The organism is Flavobacterium sp. KMS (genome assembly GCF_000813005.1).
Lineage (GTDB): Bacteria > Bacteroidota > Bacteroidia > Flavobacteriales > Flavobacteriaceae > Flavobacterium.
Genome location: NZ_JSYP01000019.1, coordinates 162,706 through 189,612 on the forward strand (window position 1 = coordinate 162,706; position 26,907 = coordinate 189,612).

Below are 26,907 nucleotides of genomic sequence, written 5' to 3' on the forward strand. Positions count from 1 at the left end.
CTATTATTTTAAATAACATAATATCATGGAAAATGTAAAAAATTTAAATAAATGGGCAAATGCGCACACTTATTTACCTGTAGATTTATTACGTATTGCTTTGGGTGTATTTTTATTTATGAAAGGTGTTTTCTTCGTAACAAACATCCAATACTTACATGATTTAATATCTCCAATTGATAAATTTGGTGGCGGAATGTTCCTTTTACATTACATAGCACCAGCACACATGATTGGAGGTATCATGATTGTTTTTGGATTGCTTACCCGATGGGCAATTGGTGCACAATTACCAATCTTATTAGGAGCAATTTTAGTAAATTTTATGGGCGAAATGCATTCTCAAAATTTACTATTAGCAATTTGTGTCTTTATAGTTTGTTTATTTTTCTTTTTTTACGGCAGTGGAAAACATTCTGCCGATTATTATTTTAAAATGCAACAATAACACATTAAAACAACAACATTTGTCTTATGTTATGCGTTTTTTTTCTTAAAAGGGCATATAAATTGCCTTTTATGAATTAAGTTTGCAGCATGAATTGGATTCGTAAGACCATCGTATTTGTTGGGCTTTTAATGCTCTTTTTATCTGCTTATAATGCAGACAAAGTTGCTATTGACGTAATTCAGCCTCAAAAAACAGATTCAAACTTTACTCACGATAGCATCCATACTTCAGCTTTTATACAACCTCAAGCAGGATTTCATGTTGTAGCCGATGTAAAAACAAACTATCCGAGTCCTACTCTTAACAAATGGTTTGATACTTTTTTAATTGTAATCCCAGATTGCAAAATTCAAAGAAGTATATCCAATTTTGCAAATCAAACTTTAAATCAGAGCAAAAAGATTTCAATATTGCTCTACCCTTTCCATTATTTCTGGTGATTTAATCACATGATTCTAGCTATAGAAGATTAGTTTCTTCTACTAAAACCGGTTTGCAATCTGCATTCGGTTTATTATTTCATGTTATATAATTAAATCTTAAATACAAACAATAATGGATACATCTGTAACTATAATAGGCATCGCACTTGCCATAATCACACTATTACCTCTTTATTTTTCTTTACGTTCTAATTCGTTAAACAAAGCAAAAATCAAAGCAATAAAAGAAAAGCATAGCCTAAATGGAGCTTTTGATTTTGATTTAACAGAATCACAAAACAAAAGAATTCTAACTATAGATAAAAAAAACAAAGGCTTTTTAGTAATGAACTTTAATAAAGGAAAAGAAGAAGCTTCATTTATAGATTTAAATCATGTAAAATCTTGTCGATTAGTTCCTACTACCGAAGTAGACGATACTATCGTAAAAGTTGATTTTGAGTTTCAAGACAAGATATCAGGACAAAAAATTGTAATTCCATTTTACAACATTGAAGACGATCAAATAAGGCAAGTTTGCTTGCATGAAGATCAACAATTAGGTAAAAAATGGGTGCAAATCATCCAAGATTGTATTTCTAGTTAGTTCTTAATTCGCTAAAGAGGTTCGTCATGAGCCTCTTTTTTTTGGATTACATTATGATAATTATCATTTTAATCTCTTTGTATTCTAATTAATTTTGATTTCGCTTAAATAATGTGCTATGAAAAATTCGTTGATACAAAAATATAATGTTCCAGGACCAAGATACACTAGCTATCCAACGGTTCCATATTGGAATGAAAATGATTTTACTTATCAACTTTGGATTGAATCTCTACAGAGATCATTTGCCGAAAGCAATCAAAAAGACGGAATTAGTCTATATATTCATTTGCCTTTTTGCGAAAGCATGTGTACTTTTTGTGGTTGCAATAAGCGAATTACAAAAAATCATGATGTAGAGAATCCATATATAGAAGCAGTAATTAAAGAATGGAGTATATACTGCAAACTTCTTAACGAAAGGCCAATAATAAAAGAGATTCATCTGGGGGGCGGAACACCTACTTTCTTCTCCCCTAAGAATCTTGAAGATTTAATAAACGGTATTTTTTCTTATGCTGATAAAGCCAAAGAACACGAATTTAGCTTTGAAGGTCATCCTAACAATACAACTTATGAGCATTTACAAAAGCTTTATAATTTAGGTTTCCGAAGAGTTAGCTATGGTGTTCAGGACTATTCTCAAAAAGTACAAAAAGCAATTCATCGCGAGCAGTCTTTTCATAATGTTGCCAAAGTAACTTTTTGGGCTAAAGAAATTGGTTATACATCTATAAGTCATGATTTAATTTTTGGTTTACCTTTTCAGAAAGTTGAAGACATAATTGACACAATAGAAAAAACAAATTCGTTACAACCTGACCGTCTTGCTTTTTATAGCTATGCCCATGTTCCTTGGATTAAGGGTAACGGACAAAGAGGATTTAGTGATGAAAACGTTCCTAAAGATGCCGAAAAAAGAAAATTATATGAAATTGGAAAACAATTATTATATAAAAACGAATATCATGAAATTGGTATGGATCATTTTGCCCTAAAATCTGACCATTTATATACTGCTTTTAAAGACGGTAAATTACATCGTAATTTTATGGGATATAGTGCGTCTAAAACGCAATTGATGATTGGCTTGGGAGTTTCATCTATAAGCGATAGCTGGTATAGTTTTGCTCAAAATGTAAAAAGCATAGAAGACTACTATCAATTATTAGAATGGGACAAACTTCCTATTGTAAAAGGGCATATACTAACCGAAGAGGATCTTATTATTAGAAAACACATCTTAAACTTGATGTGCAATTTTGAAACAACATGGAGCGAAGAAAGTAATTACTTTAAAGAAATACCTGAAATTCTAATTCAGTTAAAAGAAATGGAAAATGATGGATTACTTACTATTGCAAATGAAACAATAAAGGTTACTGAAGCTGGTAAACCTTTTGTACGCAATATCTGCATGGCTTTTGATTTACATTTAAAAAGAAAAGCTCCTGAAACAAGTTTATTCTCAATGACTATTTAATAAAAAAAAACTCCTAATGACAATTAGGAGTTTCTTGTATAAATAAGCTCATATTAGATGGAGAAAGATATGGAATCCCCAATCCTAATCCTCTTAAAATAAACAATACCCCAATAAAAATAGCAACATAAGGAATTACTTTTTGGAATTTATTTCGAGTAGATTGCGTTAAAAAGGAATTAAAATATACTACACTGGTCATTAAAGGAACTGTTCCTAGTCCAAACAAAACCATATATAGAACACCAAACTCGGCACTTTGCATTGCAATCGCACCAAATAAAGCCACATATACCATTCCGCATGGTAAAAAACCATTCAGCATTCCTATAATAAAAAGAGATTTGTAACTTTTGTTTCTAAAATGTTTTCCTAGGTTCGACTTTATTCTTGAGATAAGTCTGTAAACAGGTTTTGAAAAATTATATCTTGCAAATATGTTTTCGGGTGTTAAAACTACTATTATCATAATCACACCGATAAGAATAGATAGTTTTTGCTGAATTCCTGCCAGGAAAAAACCTTTTCCTAATAATCCAAAAACTAATCCTATCGTTCCATATGCAGTTAATCTTCCTAAGTGGTAAACTGTAACCTGTAGTGCTTTTTTTGCTTGATTATGCTTATCTACTGGCAACATCATAGCAATAGGACCACACATACCAATACAATGAAAACTACTGATTAAACCGAATATAAAAGCAGAATAGAGCATTGTTTTCTATATTTAGATAATTATGCAAAAACCTTTTTAGTTAATATAAACAACTTCTTTGGTTAAATACTGTTTACCATTATATTGCCATTCCATATTAACATCCCAACGTCCTTTTATCAATTTCTTTTGAGGAATCAATAATTCAGAATTTGTTAAGGCTATTGCTGTATTAAAATCTAGTTTTTTATTTGATGGGCGGAACATTAGTACTTCCCCTTTAATATTTTTACTTTCAAAAGTATTTGGAAAAACAATTTTAATCCCATCTTTCATCGTAATAATTGTTGGTTTTTGTTTTAAATCATGCGCATTTTGAACACGCTCCATTTCTTCTCCAAAATGTGAATCATGCTTATAATACTCTTCTACAACCAAATCATTGTCATATTTACTATCTGATTGTACTTTAAAAACAAAGTATAAAATGAAAGTCATAAACAATCCGAATGCAATTACAATTGCTGTTCCCCAGTTAATTTTCATAATATTGTTTTTTTAATTAAAACTTCGTGGCCCTAAAAAGTTTGTTGATGTTGTTTCGATTAACTTATCTCCATTATAAACTCCTATTTGAACCTTGGTTTTGTCGCCCTCTAAAAGTACTTTATCAATTTCTATAAAGAGAGTTCCTTGTGATATCCCTTGTTTTGAAACTTTAAATTTTTGATTTCCAACGTTTTTTATAGTTCCCTTTTGATCAATTAAACCAAAATGAATGTCTGTAAAATCATTCATTGTTTTATTGACTATTTTGTACGTATAAATATTACTTATCTTATCTCCTTTATGTTGAAAAAGTTGTCCTGGCAAACGTAAAACTATAGCTTGAACATCATTTCTTAAAAATAGCATTCCAACAAAAATTCCAAGCAAGATAATCAATACTGCTGTATAACCTTTCATTCTTGCAGTAAACTTAAAAGGTTCTTTTTTCTCTATTTCATCTTCAGATGCATATCGAATAAGTCCTTTTGGTAAACCAACATTTTCCATTATGGTATCACATTCATCAATACAAGCAGTACAATTAGTACATTCTAATTGAGTTCCGTTTCTTATATCGATTCCCATTGGACAAACATGCACACATTGCTTACAGTCGATACAATCTCCTTTTCCTGTTGCTACTCTATCTTCTTGTTTATTATATTTAGCTCTACCTAATTCTTTTTCTCCTCGTACAAAATCATAAGCAACATTAATGGATTTATTATCCAAAAGCACACCTTGTAATCTTCCGTATGGACAAGCTATAATACATACTTGCTCACGAAACCATACAAATACAAAATAGAAAACTGCTGTAAAAAGTAATAAAGCTATGAAGTTACTTGATTGTTTTATTGGCCCTTCCTCAATCATTAAAAATAACTGATCACTTCCCACCAAATAAGCTAAGAAAACATTGGCTATTAAAAAAGAAATCACAAAAAAGATGAACCATTTTATTAAGCGCTTTCTAATCTTCTCTCCATTCCACTCTTGTTTTGCTAATCGGGTTTGAGCTCCTCTATCTCCATCAATCCAATATTCGATTCGACGGAAAACGAGTTCTAGAAAAATAGTTTGTGGGCAAATCCATCCGCAGAAAATACGTCCGAATACAACCGTGAACAATAGTATAAATACGATACCCACCAGCATCGAAATTACAAAAAGGTAAAAATCCTGAGGCCAAAAAGGGAATCCAAATATATTAAAACGACGTTCTAATATATTGAACATCATAAATTGATTTCCATTTACTTTTATAAATGGATTTGCAACTAAAATAGCTAGTAAAACATAACTAACCCATTTCCTGTATTCGTAAAACCTACCAGACGGTTTTTTAGGAAAAATAAATTTTCTGTTACCTCCTTCATCAATCGTTCCAATGGTATCTCTAAAAGCTTCGTCTGGCAAATTTGACATTGTATTATTTTTTAACTTGTGTAGTGTCTGTTTGTGTTGCAACTACTGCTGCGTCTGTTTTGGGTGCATCTTTATCTATCCAAATATCTCCTTCTGGTTCTTTCGGATCTTTAGGATTACTACCTTTTAAGGATAAGATGTAACTCGATACTTTTTGTATCTCTTTTGGTTTTAACGTTCCTTTCCATGCTATCATCCCTTTTCCGTCACGACCTCCATTGGTTACCGTATGGAAAATTTCTTTTATTCCTCCCCCTAAAATCCAATGATCATCGGTTAAGTTTGGTCCAATTTGCCCTCCTCCATCAGCTCTGTGACAAGCAGCACAATTGGTTGTGAATATTTCTTTTCCTGCAGCAATATCAGCAGCATCTGTTAGCAAGGTAACCGTTTTCTCATCCATTAAATCCGGAGCAGTTTTAAGATACTCATCAACATCTATCTTGGCTTGAGCCATTTCCTTTTTCAACTCCATTTCTTGGTTATCTCCACCAAACAACTCGTAACGTGCCATATAAACTACAGCAAAAATAATAGTGATGTAGAATAAATAAATCCACCATGGCGGTAAGTTATTATCTAACTCTTTGATACCATCATAATCGTGATTCAATAACAAAGTCCCTTCCGTTTCCATCGGTTCTGTCTTTGTTAATTTTTGCATCAAATTTTTATACCAGGCTCTTTCTTTTAAGCTCAAATTACTATCAATTTCTAGCTTAGCCTTTTGCTCATCTGTTAGCAAACTATATGTTATGCTATCTATTGCACTTACAGTAATTTCTATTGCTATTAAAAGAAAAAGAAATACAAACAAGAAGACAGAAACCATTGGGTATTTTATAAATGCTGGCCTATCGCCTGAGTCTATAAAATATTCCATTGCACCAAAAACGATGAAGAAAATTAGTGGTAATCGTACATATACTGGAATTAATTTTTTCATTTTATATATTATTTTTAATTCTACAATTTAATTTTCGTCTAATGGTATATGACTCATTTCTTCGATCTTTTCTTTCTTGTATGAAAACACCCAAATTCCCAGGCAAACAAAAAAGATAAAAAATATTAGTAAGGAAAGTATTGGGAAGATCTGTACGCCCGCAATAGTTTCTAAGTTGTGTTTTACTTGTTCGAACATAATTTCTCTATTTTGAAGTCTCTTTTACTTTGATATCTGTTCCTAATCTTTGCATGTAAGCAATAAGCGCTACGATTTCTCTCTCATTCATCGGAATGAATTTCTCTCCTTTTGCCTCAGCTTTTTTCTTACTATCTGCATAACTAGCAACATAGTCTGGATCGTTTTCTAAATTCTTTTCGATTTTTAAAGCTTGTGCTCTCAATAATTTTTGAGCATTTGCTACTTCTTCAGCAGAATATGGAACTCCTAGTTGAACCATTACTTCCATTTTCTTTTGTGTTAATGAAATATCCATTGGCTTATTATCAAACAACCATTTGTATCCTGGCATGATTGAACCTGTCGATATACTTTGTGGATTCCAGAAGTGATTAAAGTGCCAGTTATCATTATACTTACCACCTACTCTTAATAAATCTGGTCCTGTACGTTTAGATCCCCACAAGAATGGATGATCGTATACAAATTCTCCCGCTTTAGATTGTGGTCCATAACGTTCTACTTCAGCTCTGAACGGACGTACTGATTGTGAGTGACACCCAACACATCCTTCACGAATGTATATATCACGACCTTCTAACTCTAATGGTGAATATGGTTTTACACTTGTAATCGTAGGAATATTTGATTTTACCATAATCGTAGGTACGATTTGAATAATTCCTCCAATTAAAATAGCAATTGTAGCCAAAATTGTTAACTGGATAGGTTTTCTTTCTAACCATGAGTGGAATTTTTCTCCACGAACTCTACTACTGCTAATTCTTTCTAATGCTGGTGCTTCTGCCAATTCATCTTCAATTGGGTTACCTACACGTATTGTTTGAATTATGTTGTAAACCAATACAAACATCCCTACAAGATATAAAGTACCTCCAATAGCTCTCATCCAATATAATGGCATAATCGCTGTAACTGTTTCCAGGAAGTTTCCGTAAGTTAAAGTTCCATCTGGATTAAATTGTCTCCACATCGAAGCTTGTTGAAAACCAGCAAAATACATTGGAACTGTATATAAAATGATTCCCAGCGTACCAATCCAGAAATGGAAGTTGGCCAATTTTTTAGAAAATAAAGTACTTTTTGTCATTCTTGGTATCAACCAATAAATCATACCAAAAGTCATAAAACCATTCCATGCTAATGCTCCAACGTGTACGTGAGCAATAATCCAGTCTGTATAATGCGCAATAGCATTAAATTTTTTAAACGAAAGCATTGGGCCTTCAAAAGTTGCCATACCATAACCTGTAATTGCAACAACAAAGAATTTTAAAACTGGGTCTTCACGAACCTTGTCCCACGCACCTCTTAATGTTAAAAGTCCGTTTATCATACCTCCCCAAGATGGAGCAAGCAACATAATAGAGAAAGCAACTCCTAAATTTTGCGCCCAGTTTGGTAACGCTGAATATAATAAATGGTGAGGACCAGCCCAGATGTATATAAAAATTAATGACCAGAAATGTATAATCGATAGTCTATAAGAATATACTGGACGGTTAGCTATTTTAGGTACAAAGTAATACATTAAACCTAAGAACGGAGTTGTTAAAAAGAATGCAACTGCATTATGACCATACCACCACTGCACTAAAGCATCCTGAACTCCTGCGTAAACAGAATAACTTTTCATTGCTGAAACCGGTATCTCTATATTATTAAAAATATGTAATACTGCAACAGTAACAAATGTGGCTAGATAGAACCAAATTGCAACATATAAATGGCGCTCTCTACGACGTAAAATTGTACCAATCATGTTGATACCCATTACAACCCAAATTAAAGTAATAGCAATATCTATTGGCCACTCTAATTCGGCATATTCTTTAGATGATGTATAACCTAAAGGCAATGAAATTGCTGCCGCTACAATAATTAATTGCCATCCCCAAAAATGTACATTACTTAAAAAGTCACTGAACATTCTGGCTTTTAAGAGTCGCTGCAAAGAATAATACATTCCTGCAAAAAACGCGTTCCCTACAAAGGCAAAAATAACTGCGTTGGTGTGTAAAGGTCTTAATCGTCCATAGCTTAACCATGAGATTCCGTCGGTAATATTAGGAAAGAGGTACATAACGGCCAATGTAAGACCGACCAGCATCCCTACTACACCAAAAAGAATGGTAGCATAAATGAATTTCTTTACAATTTTGTTGTCGTAATAAAATTGTTGCATTTCCATAATCTAGATTTGTTTTTCTGTGGTTGTTTTTATTTTATTATTGGGAGTTTTTTTGATTTCATCATCAAAAAGCATTCGAACGGAAGGAGTGTAATCATCATCATACTGTCCTGATTTTACAGCTATTACGAATGCTATAAAAAAACCAATGGCAATGATGATACTAACTGAGATTAATAAGTAAATTACGCTCATAACTTAAGAAATTTGTTAAACAAAATTACTTTTATACATTCTTTTAAAATATGACATTTATCATACCTTAGCTAGTTATGTTAAATTTATGAAAAAATAACCTTTGAATTATTTATAATCATTTTAAACTACTCTTGCTGAAATAGTTAGATGCTAATGTTACAAAACTCACTATTGTAATAGTACTCAAGGGCATTATAATAGCCGCCACCAGAGGCAATAAATTACCTGTAATAGCGAAAGAAAGTCCTACAACATTATAAAGTAGTGACAAAACAAAACTCATCTTAATGATTTTAATAGCATTCTTGGAGAGTTTTAAAAAATAATTTAAACGCTGGAATTCGGTTGCGTCCAGAATTGCATCACAAGCAGGAGAAAAAACATTTACATTCTCTGAAATAGATATTCCTACATTACTTTGTGCTAATGCTCCCGCATCGTTTAATCCGTCACCAACCATCATTACATTATGCCCCTGGTCTTGCAGTTCTTTAATAAAGTTTAGTTTTTGTTCCGGTTTTTGATTAAAAACAAGCTCTGTTCCTTTAGGTAAAAGACTTTCTAAAGTTTCTCGCTCCCCATCATTATCACCCGATAATACTTTGATTTTATAATTAAGACTTAGTTCTTTAAATAAGTCCCCTAACCCTTCTCGATATTGGTTATTAAAAATATATTTACCGTAATAAACTCCATCAATTTTAATATGAAGTGATGTTTGCTGAATTGAGTTTTCTTCTTGATTTGCAACAAAAGAAAATGATCCAATCTGAAATTGATGATTTTCGATTTCCGCCAAGATTCCTTTTCCTGTTATTTCTTTAAAATCATCCAATTTTATTCGGCTTGATTCAGGCAGAAACTCATATAACATTCGGCTCAAAGGGTGGTTTGAAGCTCGAAGTACATTTTTAAGCATTACAAGGTTTACATCAGAAAGTTTTTCTCCTTCGTATGTAATATTCGATTTTTTATTAGTTGTAATAGTTCCTGTTTTATCAAAAACTAGAGTATCAACTTTAGCAAGCTGTTCGATGACTAAAGCATTTTTTAAGTAAAATTTCTGTTTTCCTAAAATCCTTAAGATATTACCAAATGTAAATGGTGCCGTCAATGCCAGTGCACATGGACATGCTACAATAAGTACCGCCGTAAAAACATTAAAAGCTGTATTAGCGTCTATAAATATCCAATAACCAAAACCTGCAAAAGCGATCAACAATAAAATTGGAGTAAAATAACGACTTATAGTATCGGTTATCGTCTTGTGTTTTTGCTGGACATCTTTCTGGAAAATATCATTTCCCCACAATTGTGTCAAGTAACTCTGAGAAACAGTATGCAATACTTCCATCTCTATTACTTTACCTATTTGCTTTCCTCCTGCAAAAACCTTATCTCCTGATTTTTTGGTAATAGGAACTGCCTCACCAGTTACAAAACTATAATCTATTTCGGCTTTATCACTTATCAAGATTCCATCTACAGGAATTAATTCTTGATTTCTAATTAATAATCGATCCCCTTTATCAATATCATAAATAGGAATACTTTCCTCTTTAGTATTAGGATTTATTCGGGTTACTGCAATAGGAAAATAAGACTTAAAATCTCTTTCGAAGCTTAAAAAACTATAGGTTTTAATCTGAAACATTTTCCCTAATAACATAAAGAAAATCAATCCTGTTAAACTATCAAAAAAACCACCTCCGTAGTCCATGATAATATCAAAAGTGCTTCGAATAAACATAACAATAATTCCTAAAGCGATAGGAATATCGATATTCAGCATTTTACTTTTGATACTTTTATAAGCTGAAACATAATAGCCACTTGCTGAATATAAAAAGCTTGGCATTGCCAGAATTAATATCAACCAACGAAAGAAGGGTTTATAATTATCTAGCCAAAACTCTTTTACTTCAAAATATTCTGGGAAAGAAAGTAACATAATGTTCCCAAAACAGAAAAAAGCGACACCTAATTTATATGTCAAACTTCTGTCTACATTATTTTTTCCAGCTTCATAGTTTTCTAAACTTATATATGGCTCATATCCTATTGAACTTAAGGTATAAGCAATATCTTTAAGGCTAATTTTTTCTGGATTATAAGTAATTCTAACTTTCTTTTCAGGAAAATTAACCTGAGAAGCACTAATTCCTGGTTTTAGACGATTTAAATTTTCTAAAATCCAAATACAAGAACTACAATGAATATGTGGAATATTTAGCGAGACAATAGCTGTTGTATCCTCTTGGAATTCTAATAACTTTACCTGAATACTTTCATTATCCAGAAAATCATATTTGCCCTGAATATCTTGTGGTGTTGCTCCTGGAGATTTTTCGAAATCATAATAACAAGTTAGGTCATTAAGACTGAAAATCTCATAAACTGTCTTACATCCGCTGCAACAAAATTCTTTTTCATCAAAAACAATTACTTCATTTTTTGGAATAATCAAACCGCAATGAAAACAATTTTGTACACTCATAATTTAACCATTTTATGCTTTTGCAAAGGTCACAAACAGCCTAGTTAAAAAACATGACAATTATCATAGCCTCTAAATTACATTTTTAAATTTAATAAAATAAATTGGGAATAAACTTATAGAAATCATATTTCTGTTATTATTATAAAAAATAAGATAAAAAAAACATAATTATACCTAATTTTGCAAACAAATAACTTTGCTATGAATAAATGTGACCAATGTATCGTAAGACAACTTACTTCGTTAAAAGCTTTAAACAAAGATGAAGTTATAAAATTAGCTAATAGTAAAACTACTTATACTATTAAGAAAGGTGATTCTATTTTTGAAGAAGGCGAAGTTACTAATGGTGTTTTCTGTGTAAAAGATGGTGTAGGTAAACTTTCTAAGCTAAGTGCCAATGGTAAAGATCAAATTGTAAAGCTTGTAAAATCTGGAGAACTTTTAGGACAACGCTCTATGATTAGTAATGAACCTGCTAATTTAAGCGCTAAAGCCTTAGATGACATGGAAGTATGTTTTATTCCTAAAACAGAAATCATCAATTTCTTTAATCAAAACAATCAGTTTTCTATGAATGTGATGAAAACAATTTGTGATGATTTAAAAGAATCAGACAATCATACGGTTTCATTAGCCCAAAAAACCGTTAAATCTCGTTTAGCCGAAACGTTATTATACTTACATGACACATTTGGCGAGAACAAAGACAACACGTTACAAATTCAACTTTCCAGAGATGAACTAGCAAGTATGATTGGTACTGCTACAGAAAGCTGCATCAGACTATTATCTGACTTTAATAAACTAAAAGTTATTGAATTAGTTGGAAAGAAAATTGTTCTTAAAAATATTAGTGCCTTAAAGAAAATGGCCGAATAACTAAAGCTTCTTTGCTTCGTTCCAAAAAACATCCATTTCTGCCAAAGTCATGTCCATTAATGGCTTTCCTAATTCTCCTGCTTTGCTTTCAAGGTATTGAAAACGTTTTATAAATTTTTTATTGGTGCGTTCTAGTGCATCTTCGGGATTTACATTTAAAAATCGGGCATAATTAATCATAGAGAATAATACATCTCCGAACTCAGCTTCAATTTTATCTTGATTTCCAGCCTCTACTTCTACTTGTAGCTCCTGTAATTCTTCTTGTACTTTATCCCAAACTTGGTGCGGTTCTTCCCAATCAAAGCCTACTCCTTTTACTTTATCTTGTATTCTGCTTGCTTTAACTAATGCTGGCAAACTTCTTGGAACACCTTCTAAAACAGATTTTTTACCTTCTTTTAACTTAAGTTTTTCCCAATTTTGCTTTACTTCTTCTTCATCTTTTACAACTGTATCGCTATAAATATGAGGATGACGATGAATAAGCTTTTCGCAAATTTCATTACACACATCTGCCATATCAAAATCATTTGTTTCGCTACCTATTTTGGCATAAAAAACAATGTGCAACAACAAATCTCCTAATTCTTTTTTTACTTCATTCAAGTCATTATCCAGAATTGCATCACCTAGTTCATATGTTTCTTCAATAGTAAGATGGCGTAAACTTTGTAGAGTCTGCTTCATGTCCCAAGGACATTTTTCACGCAAATCATCCATTATATTTAATAATCTCTCGAAGGCTTGTAATTGCAGTTCTTTACTCATTTTTGAAGTAATTTTAAGTTGGTAACGAATTCATGTAAAAGTAAAAAATCCTGTCAAGAAATCATCTCAACAGGATTAAATATCGTTCAATTAAATGAAACTATTTTTTTTCAGCAGCTGCTTTAGCTTTTTTTGCTGGTGCTTTTTTTGTTTCCTCAAGAACTGGAGTTTCTTCTTTAGCTGCTGCAGGTACAGGTGCTAAATCTGTAACTAATCCTTTTGCCTGAAGCATATTGTACCAGTTCAATACTTTTTTAATATCCGAAGGATAAACTCTCTCTTCGTCATATTGAGGTAAAATTTCTTTAAAATAAGCTCCTAAAGTAGCATTATCTTCTTTATGAGAAATAGCTGGTCCTTTGTTTTCTTTTACTGCAATTAATTGCATTACTTCAGACAAAGGTTTTTCTCCTTCGTAAGTATAAATTGAAATTTCTGACAATAAACTTACATTACTCTTTAAGCTAACAGTGATTTTTTTTCCATCAATTAATGATTCAGCTACAAATCCTGTACGCGTTTGTACTTTTAATGCGTATAAACCTGGTTTCCCAGAAATAGCTAATATTTTTTCTAAATTCATGTTTATTATAATTAGTATTAAGAATTCGGTTATTTTATTTTTTATCTAAAGATCTTCAAAAACTATCTTCCTTTTTTAGCAGCAGCAAATTTCATTCTGTATTCTTGAAAAGTTTTGCCTTCGGTGATATTTTTTAATTTCTTTTGAATTAAACGTTTTTTTAGTGATGAAATTTTATCTGTAAACAAAATTCCTTCAATGTGATCATATTCATGCTGAATTACTCTGGCAATTAAACCATCAAACACTTCGGTTTTTACGACAAAATCTTCTTCACAATATTCAATTGTAATTCTTTCGTGTCTGTAAACATCCTCACGAACATCTGGAATACTCAGGCATCCTTCGTTAAAACTCCACTCTTCGCCATCTTCTTTTAAGATTTTGGCATTGATAAAAGTTCTCTTAAATCCTTTTAATTCTTTTTGTTCATCTGCTGGTAAATCCTCATCATCACTAAAAGGAGTTGTGTCAATTACAAATAAACGCAAGGCCAAACCAACTTGTGGCGCAGCAAGACCCACTCCATAAGCATTGTACATTGTTTCGTACATGTTAGCTATTGTTTCTTTCAAATTTGGATGTTCTGGCGATACTGCCTCCCCAACTTTTCTTAAAACAGGATCACCATATCCTATAATTGGTAAAATCATTCTTGTTGTATTATGTATTAACGACTATTAATCCAGAATTTCATTATTCTGAATTAGGTTGGCAAAAATAGTAAAAAATAGTCAATGAATAATTCTATTAACCAGATTATCTACTTTTTGATTTCTATTTAAATCAAACTCACTATTATTACTAAATAACTCTTACAATTCTTATCTTTGCTAGTAAACCTATTTCTATGTTAGATCGCATCGTTAAATTCACAGACAGTACTTCTTTTACCAATGCTTCAAAAGTTACAATTGCATCAGTAGTTCCTGTATTGTTTTTTAACTTCTTAGGTTATTTTGAAATTGGTTTTACGATTGCTCTCGGTGCTTTTTATACTTATCCGAGTGATATCCCGAGTAATCTTAAACACAAAATAAAAGGAATTGTAGTTACTGCTCTTATTGTTTCTGGCGTTAACCTACTAGTTAATCTTGTTTATCCTTATCCTTGGCTATTTTATCCGTTTTTAGGCATATTACTTTTCTTATCCTCTATGATCTCTGTTTATGGACAAAGAGCAACTATGGCATCATTCTCTGCCCTACTTTCGATCTCTTTATCATTTGCACATTTACACGAAGGCTGGGAAGCTGTATTACATTCTAGCTATATTTTTGCCGGTGGATTATTCTATTTAATAGTTTCGCTTATCTTTCATTATATAAAACCGTATCGTTATATAGAATTACAAACTGCCGATGGAATACGATTAACTGCAAAATACTTAAAACTAAGAGGTGATTTATGGAATCCTGAAGCCGATAGAAAAAAGATTATCGAAAAACAATTGCATCTTCAGGTTGAATTAAACCAAATTCACGAAAATTTACGACAAGTGCTTATTGGTAACAGAGCTACTTCTGGCGACTCTAGCCAAAACCGAAAAATGCTTATTGTTTTTATAACGTTGGTCGAAATACAGGAATTGGCTTTATCGACATCATTTGACCATGATAAATTACACAAAAAATTTAGCGACCATCCTGAGGTTCTGCGTTCTTATCAAAATCTTGCCTATAAACTTGCATCGACTTTAAAAAAACTATCTAAAAGTGTTCATAAAGCCTCTAAATATATCTCGATAAACGATTTAAAAAAGGAACTTGACGGATTACAATCTGCTATTGATGCGTATCAAAATAATTTAGGAAAAATAGAAGCTTCTGAAGGAGTTTGGATGCTTACTAATATGCTCAAATACGCCCAAAAGCAAGTCGAAAAAATAAAAATCGTAGAAATGGCTTTTTCATTAGCTATTAAATCTTTTGATTTTAAAGACAAGGATAAAGAACTTGAAAAATTCCTGACTCCGCAATATTATCCGATACGTACATTAATCGAAAATTTCAGTTTTTCATCAACATTTTTCAGGCATTCGCTGCGACTTACCATAACTATTATGGCAGGTTTTATAATTGGCAAGCTACTTCCGTTTCAAAACGTATATTGGATTTTATTGACAATCGTGGTAATTATGCGTCCTGGTTATGGCTTAACCAAAGAGCGCTCTTATAATCGTGTTTTTGGTACTATTTTAGGCGGATTAATAGCCTTTGGAATTGTCTCCTTGGTACACAATCATGTAGCAATAAGCATATTTGCTATTGTCTGTATGCTTATCGGTATTTCTTTTACGCAAAGTAATTACAAAATAAGCACTACACTTGTTACCATGTACGTAGTTTTTGTGTACGGAATATTAACACCTAATATACTTGAGGTAATTCAGTTTAGAATTCTGGATTCACTTGTAGGTGCTACGTTAGCCTTTTTGGCAAATTATTATTTATGGCCTGCTTGGGAGTTCTTAAATGCTGCATCATTTTTAGAAAAATCTATTGAGGCTAACAGAAACTATTTAAGAGAAATTGCCGAATATTATAATAAAAAAGGAACATTGCCTACATCGTATCGTTTGGCAAGAAAAAATGCTTTTATAGAAATAGGAAATCTTATGACTTCTTTCCAAAGAATGGTGCAAGAGCCTAAATCGAAGCAGAAACAGCTTCCGCAAATAAACAAGCTTGCTGTACTAAATCATTCCTTACTTTCGTCTGCGGCATCATTAGGCACATATATACAATCTCACAAAACGACATCGGCATCTGAGTCTTTTAATTTTGTAATTGGCGTTGTTGTTTATAACTTAAATTATTCTATTGCAATCTTAAGACATGAAAGCACAGCTGAATATAAAAACAAAGACATTAATAAAGAACAATTAACTTTTCATTTTGAGGAATTAAAAAGAAAAAATTTCAGTCGATTAGAAAATGATAATGAACTCGATGAAAGTGCAAGAGAAACCAAAATGCAGGAAGCCCAATTGGTGATCGAACAATTAATATGGATGACTGATTTGTCTGAAAAAATAGTAACGATTACAAAAGAGTTTATAGCACAAAATCCAGATTAAATTTAATCTGGATTTTGTATTTATTCTTATTATGATGCTCTACTTAGTTATCTAACTTTAAAGTTGCAGCGGTATTTTTTCTAATTTCAGATAACAATTCTGGTTTATCATTTAAAGTCTGACCATAAGAAGGAATCATTGCTTTAAGCTTTTCATCCCATTCTGGTATTTTAATTTTATCCTTAAAACATTTCCCTATTAATCCAACCATGATAGAAACCGCAGTTGAAGCTCCAGGTGAAGCACCTAATAAAACAGCCAATGTACCATCATCTGTATTAATTACCTCTGTACCAAATTCAAGAATTCCACCTTCTTTTTCATCTTTTTTAATAACCTGAACACGTTGTCCTGCTCGCTCTAATTTCCAATCTTTAGATTTTGCATTTGGCAAGTATTCGCGTAAAGCGTTCATTCTATCTTTTGGTGATTGTCTTACTTGCTCGATTAAGTATTTAGTAAGTGGGATATTATGATAACCAGCTGCCAACATTGGCATTATATTGTCTGTTTTTATTGATAAAGGCAAATCCATATAAGATCCGTTCTTTAAAAATCGAGTCGAAAAACCAGCAAATGGTCCAAAAAGCAATGCTCTTTCTCCATTTATCATTCGTGTATCAATATGAGGAACTGACATTGGTGGCGCACCAACACTAGCTTTTCCGTAAACTTTGGCTTGATGCTGAAGAATAACTTCTGGATTAGTACATTTTAACCATTGTCCGCTCACAGGAAAACCTCCAAATCCTTTTCCTTCGGCAACATTTGCTTTTTCTAACAAAGGCAATGAACCTCCTCCGGCACCAATAAAGACAAATTTAGTATATACTTTTCTAGTTTGTCCGGTGGCTAAATCTGTGATTTTAATTCTCCACGATTTATCTTCACGCTGCTTTAATTTTTTTACTTCATGATTAAAATGTATTGTTACGCCATCTAATTTTCCTAGATAGTTAAACATACTTCGTGTTAACTCTCCAAAATTCACATCGGTTCCTATTGCCATAGAAGTTGCTGCAAACTTATCTGTAGCATCTCTTCCTTCCATTACCAATGGCATCCATTCTTTTAATTGAGCAAAATCGGTGCTAAAAACCATCTCTTTAAAGATTGGATTTTTTTGTAGTGCTTCAAATCTTTTCTTAAGATAATCCACATTTTTTTCTCCCCAAACAAAACTCATGTGAGGAACACTTTTTATAAAATTATCAGGAGATGTAATTTTGTTTTGCTGTACTAAGTAAGACCAAAACTGACGAGAAACTTCAAAGGATTCAGCAATACTAATTGCTTTTTTAGGATCTATACTACCATTTTTTTCTGGTGTATAATTCAATTCACAAAAGGCTGAGTGCCCTGTTCCTGCGTTATTCCAAGCATCAGAGCTTTCGGCTGCAGCAACATCTAATCTTTCGTAAATTTCAATTTTTAAATCTGGCTGTAATTCTTTTAAGATTAACCCAAGAGTTGCACTCATAATTCCAGCACCAATAAGTACTACTTCGGTATTTGAACGTATGGTTTTGTCGGACATAGCAAGAAAATTTTAAAGTGCAAAGGTACTTCATAAAATTGCAAAAAAAAACTATAAATTTCACCTTAAAAGTTATAGTTTTCTAAAACGTTTGCGAGCTAAATCCTTTGATTTTTTAAAACATTTTACGAGACAAATAGTCCTGAAGCATTATCGTTGCTGAGATTTCATCGATCAAACCTTTATTCTGACGTTGTTTTTTGCTAAGTCCACTGTCTATCATTGTTTGAAATGCCATTTTAGAAGTAAATCTTTCATCAACCCGAACTACTTTCATATCCGGAAAAATATTCGAAAAATGAGTTACAAAACCTTTAATAATTGAAGCACTTTGTGATGGCTCTCCATTCATTTGTTTTGGCTCACCTATTAAGACCGCTTCCACCTTTTCTTTAGCAAAATAATCTTTTAAAAAATCGATAGTTGTATTAGATGGAATTGTAGTTAAACCCGAGGCAATAATTTGCAGTTCATCTGTAACAGCAATTCCTGTTCTTTTTTGTCCGTAATCTATAGCGAGAATTCTTGGCATCTTATTAAATATTAATGGAACAAAGATACATAAAGTAAAAACCTTGTGCCTTAAAAAAATTAATCCGTTCTATATTCCAGAACGGATTAATTAAACTTTTTTCCAAAAAAAAATTAAAACGATATCAAAAAAATTAATTTAAAAACCTACTAACCATCTATTTATACTAATTCACAGATTTTAAACAATCCATAAATAGAACTTTGCTCTTTAAAATATTCTTGCATATAATTTCAATTCAAAAGTAGGCCTAATTACATCCCTAATTCATGATAATTATCATCGAACAAAAGAAAGAATTAACGTATTATAGATATTTATTCACAACACTTAATAGCACATATAAATCAATTAACAATTTAAAAACCAAATAATTACAAAAATTTAAAGTTTAAAATATTTTAAATCAGAGTTGTTTTGTTATAAAATTAGTTAGACCAAGTAATCGTAATTTGAAAAAAAAATAGTTCTTTTGCTTCAAATTTCCCACATATTATAGAAAATTACTCAAAAACAAATACCCAAATTCACTAAATACCAAATGAATAATTATAAAAATAGCATTATTTTATTTCTAAAAAGATTCTTTTTAATTGTCATAATTTATCAATTCTCTAGAGTTCTATTCTATCTTATGAACTCAAAATTATTCGAACCTTTTACATTTCAAACTTTTCTAGGAGGTCTTCTTTTTGATTTTGCAGCTATAGCTTATATAAATATTGTTTTCTTATTAGCGCATTTGATTCCAGGAAATTTCAAATACAAACCAAGATATCAAAGCATCCTAAAAGTTTCCTTTTATGCTGTTAACCTTATCTTTATTGCTACCAACTTCATAGACATTATTTACTATCGTTTTACTGGTAGAAGAAGTACTTTTGGGATGATTACTGCCAAAGGAATGGAGCACGAAGCCTTAGGTTTAATCCCTTCTTTCTTAAAAGAATTCTGGTACATCTTTGTACTATTTCTTATCGTTAGTATTATATTTTGGAAATTGATTCCGAATTTAAAAACACATTTAATACACGAAAAATCAACCAAAAAAGACTACTATAAACAATACTCTTATTTTGTTCTTTCGATAGTTATAATTTTACTTATGGGACGTGGTGGGTTCCGAAAAAAACCAATTAAAATTGTAGATGCTGCTGAATATGGGGCATTAAATAATTCTGCATTAGTCTTAAATACTCCTTTTTGCATCTTAAAATCTGCTGTTAAAAAAGAAGATATTGAGAAAGTAAATTATTTTAATGAAAAAGAGTTAGTTTCAATTTATAACCCTGTCATTTCTTTAAAATCAAGCGAACCAACTATTAAAAAAAATGTAGTTATTTTAATTTTGGAAAGTTTCGGTAATGAAAACATTGGTCGCGGACAAACTCCTTTCTTAGATTCTCTAATAACAAAATCATATTACTTTAAGAATGGGTTTGCAAACGGAAAAGTTTCAATTGATGCTGTTCCATCTATTCTCTCAAGCATTCCTAGCTTAATGAATAACTCTTTTATAACATCTAGTTATTCTTTAAATAAAATAAATGGTCTTCCTAAAATTCTCAAGAAAGAAGGCTATACTACTTCATTTTTTCATGGCGCCTTTAATGGTAGTCAGAACTTTGACCAATATGCTCAAGTAGCAGGATTTGACCAATATTTTGGAAAAGACCAATATACAGGAGAAGAATCTTTTGATGGTAAATGGGGGATTTTTGATGAAGATTTTCTACAATTTTACGCTGCTAAATTAACTTCATTTAAACAACCTTTCTTTAGTTCATTATTTACTATTTCTTCCCATAGCCCATATACTATTCCAGAAAAATATAAAGGAAAATTCCCTAAGGGAACTACAGAAATTCAAGAAAGCATAGCATACACTGATTTTGCATTGCGAAGATTTTTTGATACAGCAAAAAAACAAGAATGGTACAAAAACACACTATTTGTTATTTCTTCTGATCATACTTCATCTGGAGGAGATAAAGATATTGACAAAACTAATATTGGAAAATTCCACATTCCGATTTTATTTTTCGATCCATCAAATCCTGAATTAACAGGTGTTAACGAGAAAAACTTTCAGCAAATTGACATCATGCCTAGTATTCTAGATTACTTAAATATAAAAACTGACATGGTTAGTTTTGGTAAAAGTTATAAATCTAAAGAAAACTATGTGGTTTATTACCTCCAAGGAACATATCATTACATCAAAGATGATTATTATCTTGCTTTTGCAAATAATAAAACAATTGGATTATATAACTGGAAAAATGACCCTTTATTAAAAAACAATTTGATGCTAAAAGATAAAGCTAAAGTTGAAGAGTCTGAAAAATTCTTAAAAGCATACATACAATCTTTCAATGAAAGAGTAGTCAATAATAAATTAGCGATTTAACTAATTTAAAAAAACTAAAGCGATTTAATAATACGAAAAAGAAAAGAGGTTTTAAAACCTCTTTCCTTTTTTTATTTAATTATAATTCTGCACAGCCTGATTTAGATAACCTCATCAATATTTATACATAAAACTATCTAGAATCAGGAAATAAAGTCAATAACTATCAACCTATATACACAAGAAAAGGGTCTAACTTTAATTAAAAAGTTAAACCCCATTTATTTTAAAACTTAAGTCTTTTAATTGCCAGCTTGTATCTTATCTACCAAAAAAACGACTAAAGAAACCTCTTTCCTCCTCTTCCTCAACATGAGTCTCAACTTGTTGATTTGCAGACTGCGCTTTTTCATGTTCGTACATTAATTCTTTAATATACTCAACATAAGTTCGTTTTTTCTCTTCTAGAAATCCAATCAAATATTTCTCACTAAATTCCATTCCACTAGCAAATTCTATTTGAAGCAACTTTTTGTACAAAGGTTCAATATGCATCGCGATTACTTCTTGTGGCACAGAACGTCTGCGTCCAAAATAATTTGCTATTGCTCCATTTGAATCTTTTGCAATTTCAAAATCGGTAACAACCCAGTAATATCTTCCAGATTTAGCTAGATTTTTAACAACAGCATGAAAGTTATTTCCTTTTTTAAGATTTTCCCATAATACTTTAAATATCACTCGTGGCATATCAGGATGTCTTATGATACTATGCGGTTGCCCCATTAATTCATAATCTTCATATCCGCAAACATCAACAAAAATTTCATTGGCGTATTCGATAATTCCAAATGGGTTTGTTTTACTCATGATAACTTGGGTTTTATCCCAAGAAACTTCTTTATCAATTGGTGTAGGTCTGTGAAACGACTCGTTTTCTTGATTCATTGTTAATATACTAATTAAATTATTGAATTCAAACAATTTAAAATCACCTTATGTTGTTGTTAAATTGTCTTACAAAAGTAATTTTATAAGAAAAGTTAAAAATTGATATTTATCAGGGAATAAGATAAAAAATATTTTATGTAGGAAAAATTATTTAAAATAAAAAGACTTAATCCTATACAACAATAAAAAAATAATATTTTTTTATAAAAATGTTACTATAAAGAAATGAGGGTTGTTTTAAAAAAAAATCGAATTATATTTGCCTAAAATCTTTAGTACTATGAATCCTTTACAAACTATTATAGAACAAGCTTGGGAAAACAGAGCTTTGTTACAAGAAACTACAACAACTGATGCTATCAGAGAAGTTATTGAACTTTTGGATACAGGAAAATTACGTGTTGCAGAACCAGTTGGTGATGCTTGGCAAGTAAACGAATGGGTAAAAAAAGCAGTTGTAATGTATTTCCCTATTCAAAAAATGGAAACTTTAGAATCTGGTATTTTTGAGTATCATGATAAAATGTTGCTAAAAAAAGGATATGCCGAAAAAGGAATCCGTGTAGTACCTAATGCTGTAGCGCGTTATGGAGCTTATATTTCTAGCGGAGTTATCTTAATGCCTAGTTATGTAAATATTGGTGCATATGTAGACGAAGGAACTATGGTAGACACATGGGCGACTGTAGGAAGCTGTGCTCAAATTGGTAAAAATGTACACTTAAGCGGTGGTGTAGGTATTGGTGGAGTATTAGAGCCTTTACAAGCAGCGCCAGTAATTATAGAAGATGGAGCATTTGTAGGTTCTCGTTGTATTGTTGTAGAAGGTGTACACGTTGGGAAAGAAGCTGTTTTAGGAGCAAACGTATGCTTAACTGCTTCTACAAAAATCATCGATGTAACTGGAGATACTCCTGTAGAAATGAAAGGATATGTTCCTGCTCGCTCAGTTGTTATTCCTGGAAGTTATACCAAAAAATTTGCTGCTGGAGAATTTCAAGTTCCATGTGCCTTAATTATTGGTACTCGTAAACCATCTACAGATTTAAAAACGTCATTAAATAATGCACTTCGGGAGTACGATGTTGCAGTATAATATTATTTTATTAAACTCCATAATTATAAGTAAGTATGTTAAGTAAAGAAATGAAAAAACTATCCGTTATCATACTTACTTATAATGAAGAGTTTTATATTGCCGATGCAATAAAATCTGTTTCATTTGCTGATGAGATTATTGTTTTAGACTCTAATAGTACTGATGCTACACAAAAAATTGCTACAGATTTAGGCGTTAAACTTTTTTCTAGAAAATTTGACAATTACTGTAATCAGAGAAACCATGCAATAAGTTTTGCAACTGGTGACTGGATATTGTTTCTAGATGCAGACGAAAGGGTTACAGATAAACTTCAAGCTGAAATTTTAAAAAGTATCGAATGGGATGAATTTGATACCTATAAAATCTGGTTTCCTCATTTTTTCATGAATCGCTTTTTATTTCATTATACCGACAAAGTTGTTCGTTTAATGAAAAATGAAAAGTTAGTTTTTGAAAATGAAGTACATGAAAAATTAATCATAAAATCAAAACCTGGTGTATTAAAAAATTATATGGTACACTACACCTACAAAGGATTATTTCACTTTATAGGTAAAAAAGACAAATACGCTTGGTTTCAGGCAAAGATGTGTGCCAATAAGGGAAAGAAAGTGACACTGTTTCTACTCTTTTTTAAACCATTTTACCGATTTTTTCATACATATATCGTAAAAAGAGTCTACCTAGATGGAGTTCCTGGTCTTGCTGCTGCTGCTATAGATGCCTATGGAGTATTCTCCAGATATGCAAAAATGATGCTAATCGAAAAAGATTTAGAATAGCTTTAATTTCCCAAATTTTATTTTTAACCTAAAAGTCATCAAGCTATCCTGACCTTTAATGTCTATTCGTTGGATTTCGTAGTTATCTTTAAAAGGAAAATTATTTGGACGATTCCCTATTTTTAAACCAAACTTTATTTTATTCTTAGCTACTATTTGTTTAAATTGCTCATTTTCATCACCCTTTTTAGGATAATTCCCATATGGATAAGCCAAAGCCGGATATACTCTTAAATCATTCTTTTTAATCACCTCCTCGCATTTTAGAAAATCATTTTCTATTTCTGAGGCTGATAATAAACTATATTTTTTATGCTCATAGGAATGATAGCCTAATTCTATTTTATTGTTTAACCCCTTTAATTGTTCAATTGTCATTATTTTTTCTCCCAAGGATTCAGACTTACCATTCCATAAATCTGTCTTTCCTATGTATGAAAAAGGAATAAAAAAACTAGCTTTTAAATTAAATTTTTCTAATAACGGTGCTGCAAAAACAAGCTGATTTTCAGTTACATCATCAAAAGTAAGAACAATACTCTTTTTAGGAATAGATTTCATTTTTTCTAATTCTGCAAAATGAAATGTTTCATAATTATTATCTCTCAGATACTGAAGTTGTTGCTCCAGTTTTTGTACTGAAATAGTCAACTTATTACTTTCATTTTCAGATTGACAAATATTATGATACATTAAAATTGGGAGTCTTGACATTTTGTTTGATTTTTTACAAAGTTATAAATCTAAAATTATTAATATTGCACAAAATTGATTTTATGCCTCAAAATGTAATAGTTCCCAAAATTAGTATTTTGGCATTTTGTTTTAATGAAGAAAACAACATCAAGAAACTTATTGAGAATGTGTCGTTTGCTCATGAAATTATCATTATCGACAACAATAGTACAGACAAAACAGTTGCTATTGCGAAAGAGCTTGGCGCAACAATTATTGAACAAACTACTGCTGATAAAACACTACAACACAATCTAGCTATTAATCAGGCGCAAAATGATTGGATCTTGTTGTTGGACATAAACGAATATATTTCTCCCGAACTTAAGGATGAAATTTTGACTAAAATTGCTAATCAAAAAAGCAACGCTCTTTATTACATTAAACAAACCCTGTTTTTCTTTAAAAAGAAAATAAAGCATGGAGAATTTAATAACCGAAAAAGAGTTTTTCTTTTTGATAAAAAGAGACACTCTTTTTCTGGCAATGAAGAAAGTAATCCATCTATTACATTATTTGGAAAATCTAACATATTAAAAAATAGAATAGACTCTTATGCTTATAAGAGTTTCGATGAATACAATTATCAGCTAAGTCTATTAAGTAAAAAAGAAGCTCAAGAATTGTATGATAAAAAAGTAAAACCAAATTTCTATCATTTTTTAATGAAACCTTTTTTTTGTTTTATAAATCAATATTTTATTCGATTAGGATTTCTTGATGGTAAAGAAGGTTACATTCTTGCTTACATAAACTCATTTGCAGTATTAAAACGCTATTTGATTCTTTGGTTAACTCACAATAAAATGGAATAATAGCTTTTAAATAGCTATTTTTGACATCTAGAATCCAACAAAAAACACAATACAGTTTTTTATTAAACTTGTTCACAATAATGAAAATATTAGTTATACAACAGAAAAGAATTGGTGATGTACTTATTAGTACAATTCTTTGTAACAATCTAAAAAAGAAATACCCAGAATCAACCATCGATTTTATGTGTTACTCTAATTGCACAGATGTTTTAATAGGCAATCCAAATATTGATTCTGTAATTGTATTAGAAGAAAAAATAAGAAAATCATACTTATCATTGTTTAAATTTATTTTTAAAATGAGATCTAATAAGTATGATATATTAATCGATGTATATGGCAAATTAGAGACTAATTTAATAACTATTTTCTCTGGTGCCGATTATAAAATATCATACCACAAATGGTATTCTTCTTTGTTTTATAATCACAATATGAAACGATTTGACAATAATAACGAAACGAAATATGGATTTGCAATAGACAATAGGCTTTTATTGCTTAAACCTCTTAATATTGACAATGCTTTAATAGACCCTTTTCCGAAATTACATGTAAGTAAAGAAGAGGACCAAGAAGCAATTGCGTTATTAGACAAACATAAAGTAAGCAAGGACCGCAAAATTGTAATGATAAGTCTTTTGGGAAGTGAGAAATCAAAAACGTATCCTCTAGAATATATGGCGAAAGTCGTAGACTATGTTGCAGAAAATAAAGACGTAACGATACTTTTTAATTATTTTCCAAATCAAATTGAAGATGCTCAAAAAGTATTTAATTTCTGCTCTAAAAGCACACAAGAGAAAATACACTTTGATTTATTAGGAAGCAACCTTAGGTCGTTCATTGGTATTATGAATCAATGCGATATAATTATAGGAAATGATGGTGGAGCAATTAATATGGCAAAAGCACTAAACAAACCTTCTTTTACAATATTTTCTCCTTATGTAAAGAAAAATGACTGGGCAACCTTCGAAGATGGATTGCAAAATATTTCGGTACATTTAAATGACTTTAAACCTGAATTAATTAATGAAAGCTTACCTCACAAGGAAATTAAAAACAATTCGGCTATATTGTATCAAGATTTAAACCCTGAATTATTTAAGAGTCAGATTGATTTTTTCATGACACGAAATCTTTAAAAATCT

Annotated in this window: 26 protein-coding genes; 11 read left to right on the forward strand and 15 right to left on the reverse strand. The window is 31.1% G+C overall.

The genetic code is table 11. The features are described from left to right. Positions 1-25: 25 nt before the first annotated feature. The 4 genes from OA93_RS18195 to hemN all read left to right on the forward strand — a co-directional run bounded on the left by OA93_RS18195 (position 26) and on the right by hemN (position 2,963). Positions 26-448 (forward strand): DoxX family protein, encoded by a 423-nt coding sequence (locus OA93_RS18195; RefSeq protein ID WP_035621274.1) that lies wholly within the window; start codon positions 26-28, stop codon positions 446-448. Positions 449-537: 89 nt separating this feature from the next. After that, a complete protein-coding gene (locus OA93_RS18200; protein WP_039115077.1) occupies positions 538-891 on the forward strand; it encodes a hypothetical protein in 354 nt (117 codons plus the stop codon). A 115-nt stretch (positions 892-1,006) separates the two neighbouring features. Then, the gene (locus OA93_RS18205; protein WP_039115078.1) at positions 1,007-1,480 is read left to right on the forward strand and encodes a hypothetical protein; all 474 of its coding nucleotides are present in this window, start codon (positions 1,007-1,009) and stop codon (positions 1,478-1,480) included. A gap of 118 nt (positions 1,481-1,598) precedes the next feature. Further along, positions 1,599-2,963 carry an oxygen-independent coproporphyrinogen III oxidase gene (hemN, locus tag OA93_RS18210; RefSeq protein ID WP_039115082.1) on the forward strand — a complete coding sequence of 455 codons (1,365 nt, stop codon included), beginning with the start codon at positions 1,599-1,601 and terminating at the stop codon, positions 2,961-2,963. Between the two features lie 13 nt (positions 2,964-2,976). On the opposite strand, the gene OA93_RS18215 is transcribed toward hemN, so the two are convergent. The 8 genes from OA93_RS18215 to OA93_RS18245 all read right to left on the reverse strand — a co-directional run bounded on the left by OA93_RS18215 (position 2,977) and on the right by OA93_RS18245 (position 11,628). Then, positions 2,977-3,678 (reverse strand): sulfite exporter TauE/SafE family protein, encoded by a 702-nt coding sequence (locus OA93_RS18215; protein ID WP_039115084.1) that lies wholly within the window; start codon positions 3,676-3,678, stop codon positions 2,977-2,979. A gap of 36 nt (positions 3,679-3,714) precedes the next feature. Continuing rightward, entirely contained in the window at positions 3,715-4,164 is a 450-nt protein-coding gene (locus tag OA93_RS18220) for a FixH family protein (RefSeq protein ID WP_039115087.1), read from the reverse strand. Positions 4,165-4,176: 12 nt separating this feature from the next. Further along, complete coding sequence (ccoG, locus tag OA93_RS18225) at positions 4,177-5,595, reverse strand: cytochrome c oxidase accessory protein CcoG (protein ID WP_039115089.1); 1,419 nt, start codon at positions 5,593-5,595, stop codon at positions 4,177-4,179. Positions 5,596-5,599: 4 nt separating this feature from the next. Then, the gene (locus OA93_RS18230) at positions 5,600-6,541 is read right to left on the reverse strand and encodes a cbb3-type cytochrome c oxidase N-terminal domain-containing protein (protein ID WP_039115091.1); all 942 of its coding nucleotides are present in this window, start codon (positions 6,539-6,541) and stop codon (positions 5,600-5,602) included. Between the two features lie 27 nt (positions 6,542-6,568). Further along, on the reverse strand, positions 6,569-6,739 hold the full coding sequence (locus OA93_RS24520) for a cbb3-type cytochrome c oxidase subunit 3 (RefSeq protein ID WP_082001838.1): 171 nt from the start codon (positions 6,737-6,739) through the stop codon (positions 6,569-6,571). A gap of 7 nt (positions 6,740-6,746) precedes the next feature. After that, positions 6,747-8,933 (reverse strand): cytochrome-c oxidase, cbb3-type subunit I, encoded by a 2,187-nt coding sequence (ccoN, locus tag OA93_RS18235; RefSeq protein ID WP_039115092.1) that lies wholly within the window; start codon positions 8,931-8,933, stop codon positions 6,747-6,749. 3 nt (positions 8,934-8,936) lie between these two features. Further along, a complete protein-coding gene (ccoS, locus tag OA93_RS18240; protein ID WP_039115094.1) occupies positions 8,937-9,128 on the reverse strand; it encodes a cbb3-type cytochrome oxidase assembly protein CcoS in 192 nt (63 codons plus the stop codon). Positions 9,129-9,246: 118 nt separating this feature from the next. After that, a complete protein-coding gene (locus tag OA93_RS18245) occupies positions 9,247-11,628 on the reverse strand; it encodes a heavy metal translocating P-type ATPase metal-binding domain-containing protein (protein WP_039115095.1) in 2,382 nt (793 codons plus the stop codon). A gap of 204 nt (positions 11,629-11,832) precedes the next feature. Here OA93_RS18245 and OA93_RS18250 point away from each other — a divergent pair, with 204 nt between their 5' ends. Beyond that, positions 11,833-12,513 (forward strand): Crp/Fnr family transcriptional regulator, encoded by a 681-nt coding sequence (locus OA93_RS18250; RefSeq protein ID WP_039115097.1) that lies wholly within the window; start codon positions 11,833-11,835, stop codon positions 12,511-12,513. Here OA93_RS18250 and mazG read toward each other — a convergent pair whose 3' ends face one another. The 3 genes from mazG to def form a co-directional block, all read right to left on the reverse strand. After that, positions 12,514-13,284, reverse strand: a complete 771-nt coding sequence (mazG, locus tag OA93_RS18255) for a nucleoside triphosphate pyrophosphohydrolase (protein ID WP_039115099.1) — start codon at positions 13,282-13,284, stop codon at positions 12,514-12,516. Positions 13,285-13,384: 100 nt separating this feature from the next. Continuing rightward, a complete protein-coding gene (locus OA93_RS18260) occupies positions 13,385-13,867 on the reverse strand; it encodes a DUF5606 domain-containing protein (protein WP_039115100.1) in 483 nt (160 codons plus the stop codon). Positions 13,868-13,929: 62 nt separating this feature from the next. Further along, positions 13,930-14,520 (reverse strand): peptide deformylase, encoded by a 591-nt coding sequence (gene def / locus OA93_RS18265; RefSeq protein ID WP_035621249.1) that lies wholly within the window; start codon positions 14,518-14,520, stop codon positions 13,930-13,932. Between the two features lie 197 nt (positions 14,521-14,717). On the opposite strand from def, the gene OA93_RS18270 reads away from it, so the two are divergent. After that, positions 14,718-16,946, forward strand: a complete 2,229-nt coding sequence (locus OA93_RS18270; protein ID WP_039115101.1) for an FUSC family membrane protein — start codon at positions 14,718-14,720, stop codon at positions 16,944-16,946. A 43-nt stretch (positions 16,947-16,989) separates the two neighbouring features. Here OA93_RS18270 and OA93_RS18275 read toward each other — a convergent pair whose 3' ends face one another. Further along, positions 16,990-18,483: a malate:quinone oxidoreductase gene (locus tag OA93_RS18275; RefSeq protein WP_039115106.1), complete on the reverse strand. Its 1,494-nt coding sequence runs from the start codon at positions 18,481-18,483 to the stop codon at positions 16,990-16,992. A gap of 115 nt (positions 18,484-18,598) precedes the next feature. After that, positions 18,599-19,015 (reverse strand): Holliday junction resolvase RuvX, encoded by a 417-nt coding sequence (ruvX, locus tag OA93_RS18280; protein ID WP_039115109.1) that lies wholly within the window; start codon positions 19,013-19,015, stop codon positions 18,599-18,601. A 634-nt stretch (positions 19,016-19,649) separates the two neighbouring features. Between ruvX and OA93_RS18285 the strand changes: the two genes are divergently transcribed. Beyond that, positions 19,650-21,425: an alkaline phosphatase family protein gene (locus OA93_RS18285; protein ID WP_240474760.1), complete on the forward strand. Its 1,776-nt coding sequence runs from the start codon at positions 19,650-19,652 to the stop codon at positions 21,423-21,425. Between the two features lie 261 nt (positions 21,426-21,686). Here the strand turns inward: OA93_RS18285 and OA93_RS18290 are convergent, their stop codons facing one another. Continuing rightward, positions 21,687-22,313 carry a PAS domain-containing protein gene (locus OA93_RS18290; protein ID WP_039115111.1) on the reverse strand — a complete coding sequence of 209 codons (627 nt, stop codon included), beginning with the start codon at positions 22,311-22,313 and terminating at the stop codon, positions 21,687-21,689. Positions 22,314-22,596: 283 nt separating this feature from the next. Between OA93_RS18290 and OA93_RS18295 the strand changes: the two genes are divergently transcribed. Continuing rightward, a complete protein-coding gene (locus OA93_RS18295; RefSeq protein WP_039115113.1) occupies positions 22,597-23,412 on the forward strand; it encodes a 2,3,4,5-tetrahydropyridine-2,6-dicarboxylate N-succinyltransferase in 816 nt (271 codons plus the stop codon). Positions 23,413-23,462: 50 nt separating this feature from the next. Then, positions 23,463-24,200 carry a glycosyltransferase family 2 protein gene (locus OA93_RS18300; protein ID WP_039115183.1) on the forward strand — a complete coding sequence of 246 codons (738 nt, stop codon included), beginning with the start codon at positions 23,463-23,465 and terminating at the stop codon, positions 24,198-24,200. Here the strand turns inward: OA93_RS18300 and OA93_RS18305 are convergent. Next, a complete protein-coding gene (locus OA93_RS18305) occupies positions 24,192-24,893 on the reverse strand; it encodes a polysaccharide deacetylase family protein (RefSeq protein WP_240474761.1) in 702 nt (233 codons plus the stop codon). The two genes, OA93_RS18300 and OA93_RS18305, sit on opposite strands and share 9 nt — an antisense overlap. 83 nt (positions 24,894-24,976) lie before the next feature. Between OA93_RS18305 and OA93_RS18310 the strand changes: the two genes are divergently transcribed. Together OA93_RS18310 and OA93_RS18315 are read left to right on the forward strand one after the other, a co-directional pair. Next, the gene (locus OA93_RS18310) at positions 24,977-25,750 is read left to right on the forward strand and encodes a glycosyltransferase family 2 protein (protein WP_039115116.1); all 774 of its coding nucleotides are present in this window, start codon (positions 24,977-24,979) and stop codon (positions 25,748-25,750) included. An 80-nt stretch (positions 25,751-25,830) separates the two neighbouring features. Next, complete coding sequence (locus OA93_RS18315) at positions 25,831-26,901, forward strand: glycosyltransferase family 9 protein (RefSeq protein ID WP_039115118.1); 1,071 nt, start codon at positions 25,831-25,833, stop codon at positions 26,899-26,901. The last annotated feature ends 6 nt before the right edge of the window (positions 26,902-26,907 follow it).

Excerpts from the sequence above, each read along its gene's own strand:
- mazG (WP_039115099.1), bottom strand. The coding sequence starts at position 13,284 with ATGAGTAAAGAACTGCAATTACAAGCCTTCGAGAGATTATTAAATATA.
- OA93_RS18300 (WP_039115183.1), top strand. The coding sequence starts at position 23,463 with ATGAAAAAACTATCCGTTATCATACTTACTTATAATGAAGAGTTTTAT.
- OA93_RS18220 (WP_039115087.1), bottom strand. The coding sequence starts at position 4,164 with ATGAAAATTAACTGGGGAACAGCAATTGTAATTGCATTCGGATTGTTT.
- OA93_RS18245 (WP_039115095.1), bottom strand. The coding sequence starts at position 11,628 with ATGAGTGTACAAAATTGTTTTCATTGCGGTTTGATTATTCCAAAAAAT.
- OA93_RS18315 (WP_039115118.1), top strand. The coding sequence starts at position 25,831 with ATGAAAATATTAGTTATACAACAGAAAAGAATTGGTGATGTACTTATT.
- OA93_RS18310 (WP_039115116.1), top strand. The coding sequence starts at position 24,977 with ATGCCTCAAAATGTAATAGTTCCCAAAATTAGTATTTTGGCATTTTGT.
- OA93_RS18270 (WP_039115101.1), top strand. The coding sequence starts at position 14,718 with ATGTTAGATCGCATCGTTAAATTCACAGACAGTACTTCTTTTACCAAT.
- OA93_RS18295 (WP_039115113.1), top strand. The coding sequence starts at position 22,597 with ATGAATCCTTTACAAACTATTATAGAACAAGCTTGGGAAAACAGAGCT.
- ccoN (WP_039115092.1), bottom strand. The coding sequence starts at position 8,933 with ATGGAAATGCAACAATTTTATTACGACAACAAAATTGTAAAGAAATTC.
- ccoG (WP_039115089.1), bottom strand. The coding sequence starts at position 5,595 with ATGTCAAATTTGCCAGACGAAGCTTTTAGAGATACCATTGGAACGATT.
- OA93_RS18275 (WP_039115106.1), bottom strand. The coding sequence starts at position 18,483 with ATGTCCGACAAAACCATACGTTCAAATACCGAAGTAGTACTTATTGGT.
- OA93_RS18195 (WP_035621274.1), top strand. The coding sequence starts at position 26 with ATGGAAAATGTAAAAAATTTAAATAAATGGGCAAATGCGCACACTTAT.
- def (WP_035621249.1), bottom strand. The coding sequence starts at position 14,520 with ATGATTTTACCAATTATAGGATATGGTGATCCTGTTTTAAGAAAAGTT.
- OA93_RS18285 (WP_240474760.1), top strand. The coding sequence starts at position 19,650 with ATGAACTCAAAATTATTCGAACCTTTTACATTTCAAACTTTTCTAGGA.
- ccoS (WP_039115094.1), bottom strand. The coding sequence starts at position 9,128 with ATGAGCGTAATTTACTTATTAATCTCAGTTAGTATCATCATTGCCATT.
- OA93_RS18200 (WP_039115077.1), top strand. The coding sequence starts at position 538 with ATGAATTGGATTCGTAAGACCATCGTATTTGTTGGGCTTTTAATGCTC.
- OA93_RS24520 (WP_082001838.1), bottom strand. The coding sequence starts at position 6,739 with ATGTTCGAACAAGTAAAACACAACTTAGAAACTATTGCGGGCGTACAG.
- hemN (WP_039115082.1), top strand. The coding sequence starts at position 1,599 with ATGAAAAATTCGTTGATACAAAAATATAATGTTCCAGGACCAAGATAC.
- OA93_RS18205 (WP_039115078.1), top strand. The coding sequence starts at position 1,007 with ATGGATACATCTGTAACTATAATAGGCATCGCACTTGCCATAATCACA.
- ruvX (WP_039115109.1), bottom strand. The coding sequence starts at position 19,015 with ATGCCAAGAATTCTCGCTATAGATTACGGACAAAAAAGAACAGGAATT.
- OA93_RS18230 (WP_039115091.1), bottom strand. The coding sequence starts at position 6,541 with ATGAAAAAATTAATTCCAGTATATGTACGATTACCACTAATTTTCTTC.
- OA93_RS18305 (WP_240474761.1), bottom strand. The coding sequence starts at position 24,893 with ATGTATCATAATATTTGTCAATCTGAAAATGAAAGTAATAAGTTGACT.
- OA93_RS18260 (WP_039115100.1), bottom strand. The coding sequence starts at position 13,867 with ATGAATTTAGAAAAAATATTAGCTATTTCTGGGAAACCAGGTTTATAC.
- OA93_RS18290 (WP_039115111.1), bottom strand. The coding sequence starts at position 22,313 with ATGAATCAAGAAAACGAGTCGTTTCACAGACCTACACCAATTGATAAA.
- OA93_RS18215 (WP_039115084.1), bottom strand. The coding sequence starts at position 3,678 with ATGCTCTATTCTGCTTTTATATTCGGTTTAATCAGTAGTTTTCATTGT.
- OA93_RS18250 (WP_039115097.1), top strand. The coding sequence starts at position 11,833 with ATGAATAAATGTGACCAATGTATCGTAAGACAACTTACTTCGTTAAAA.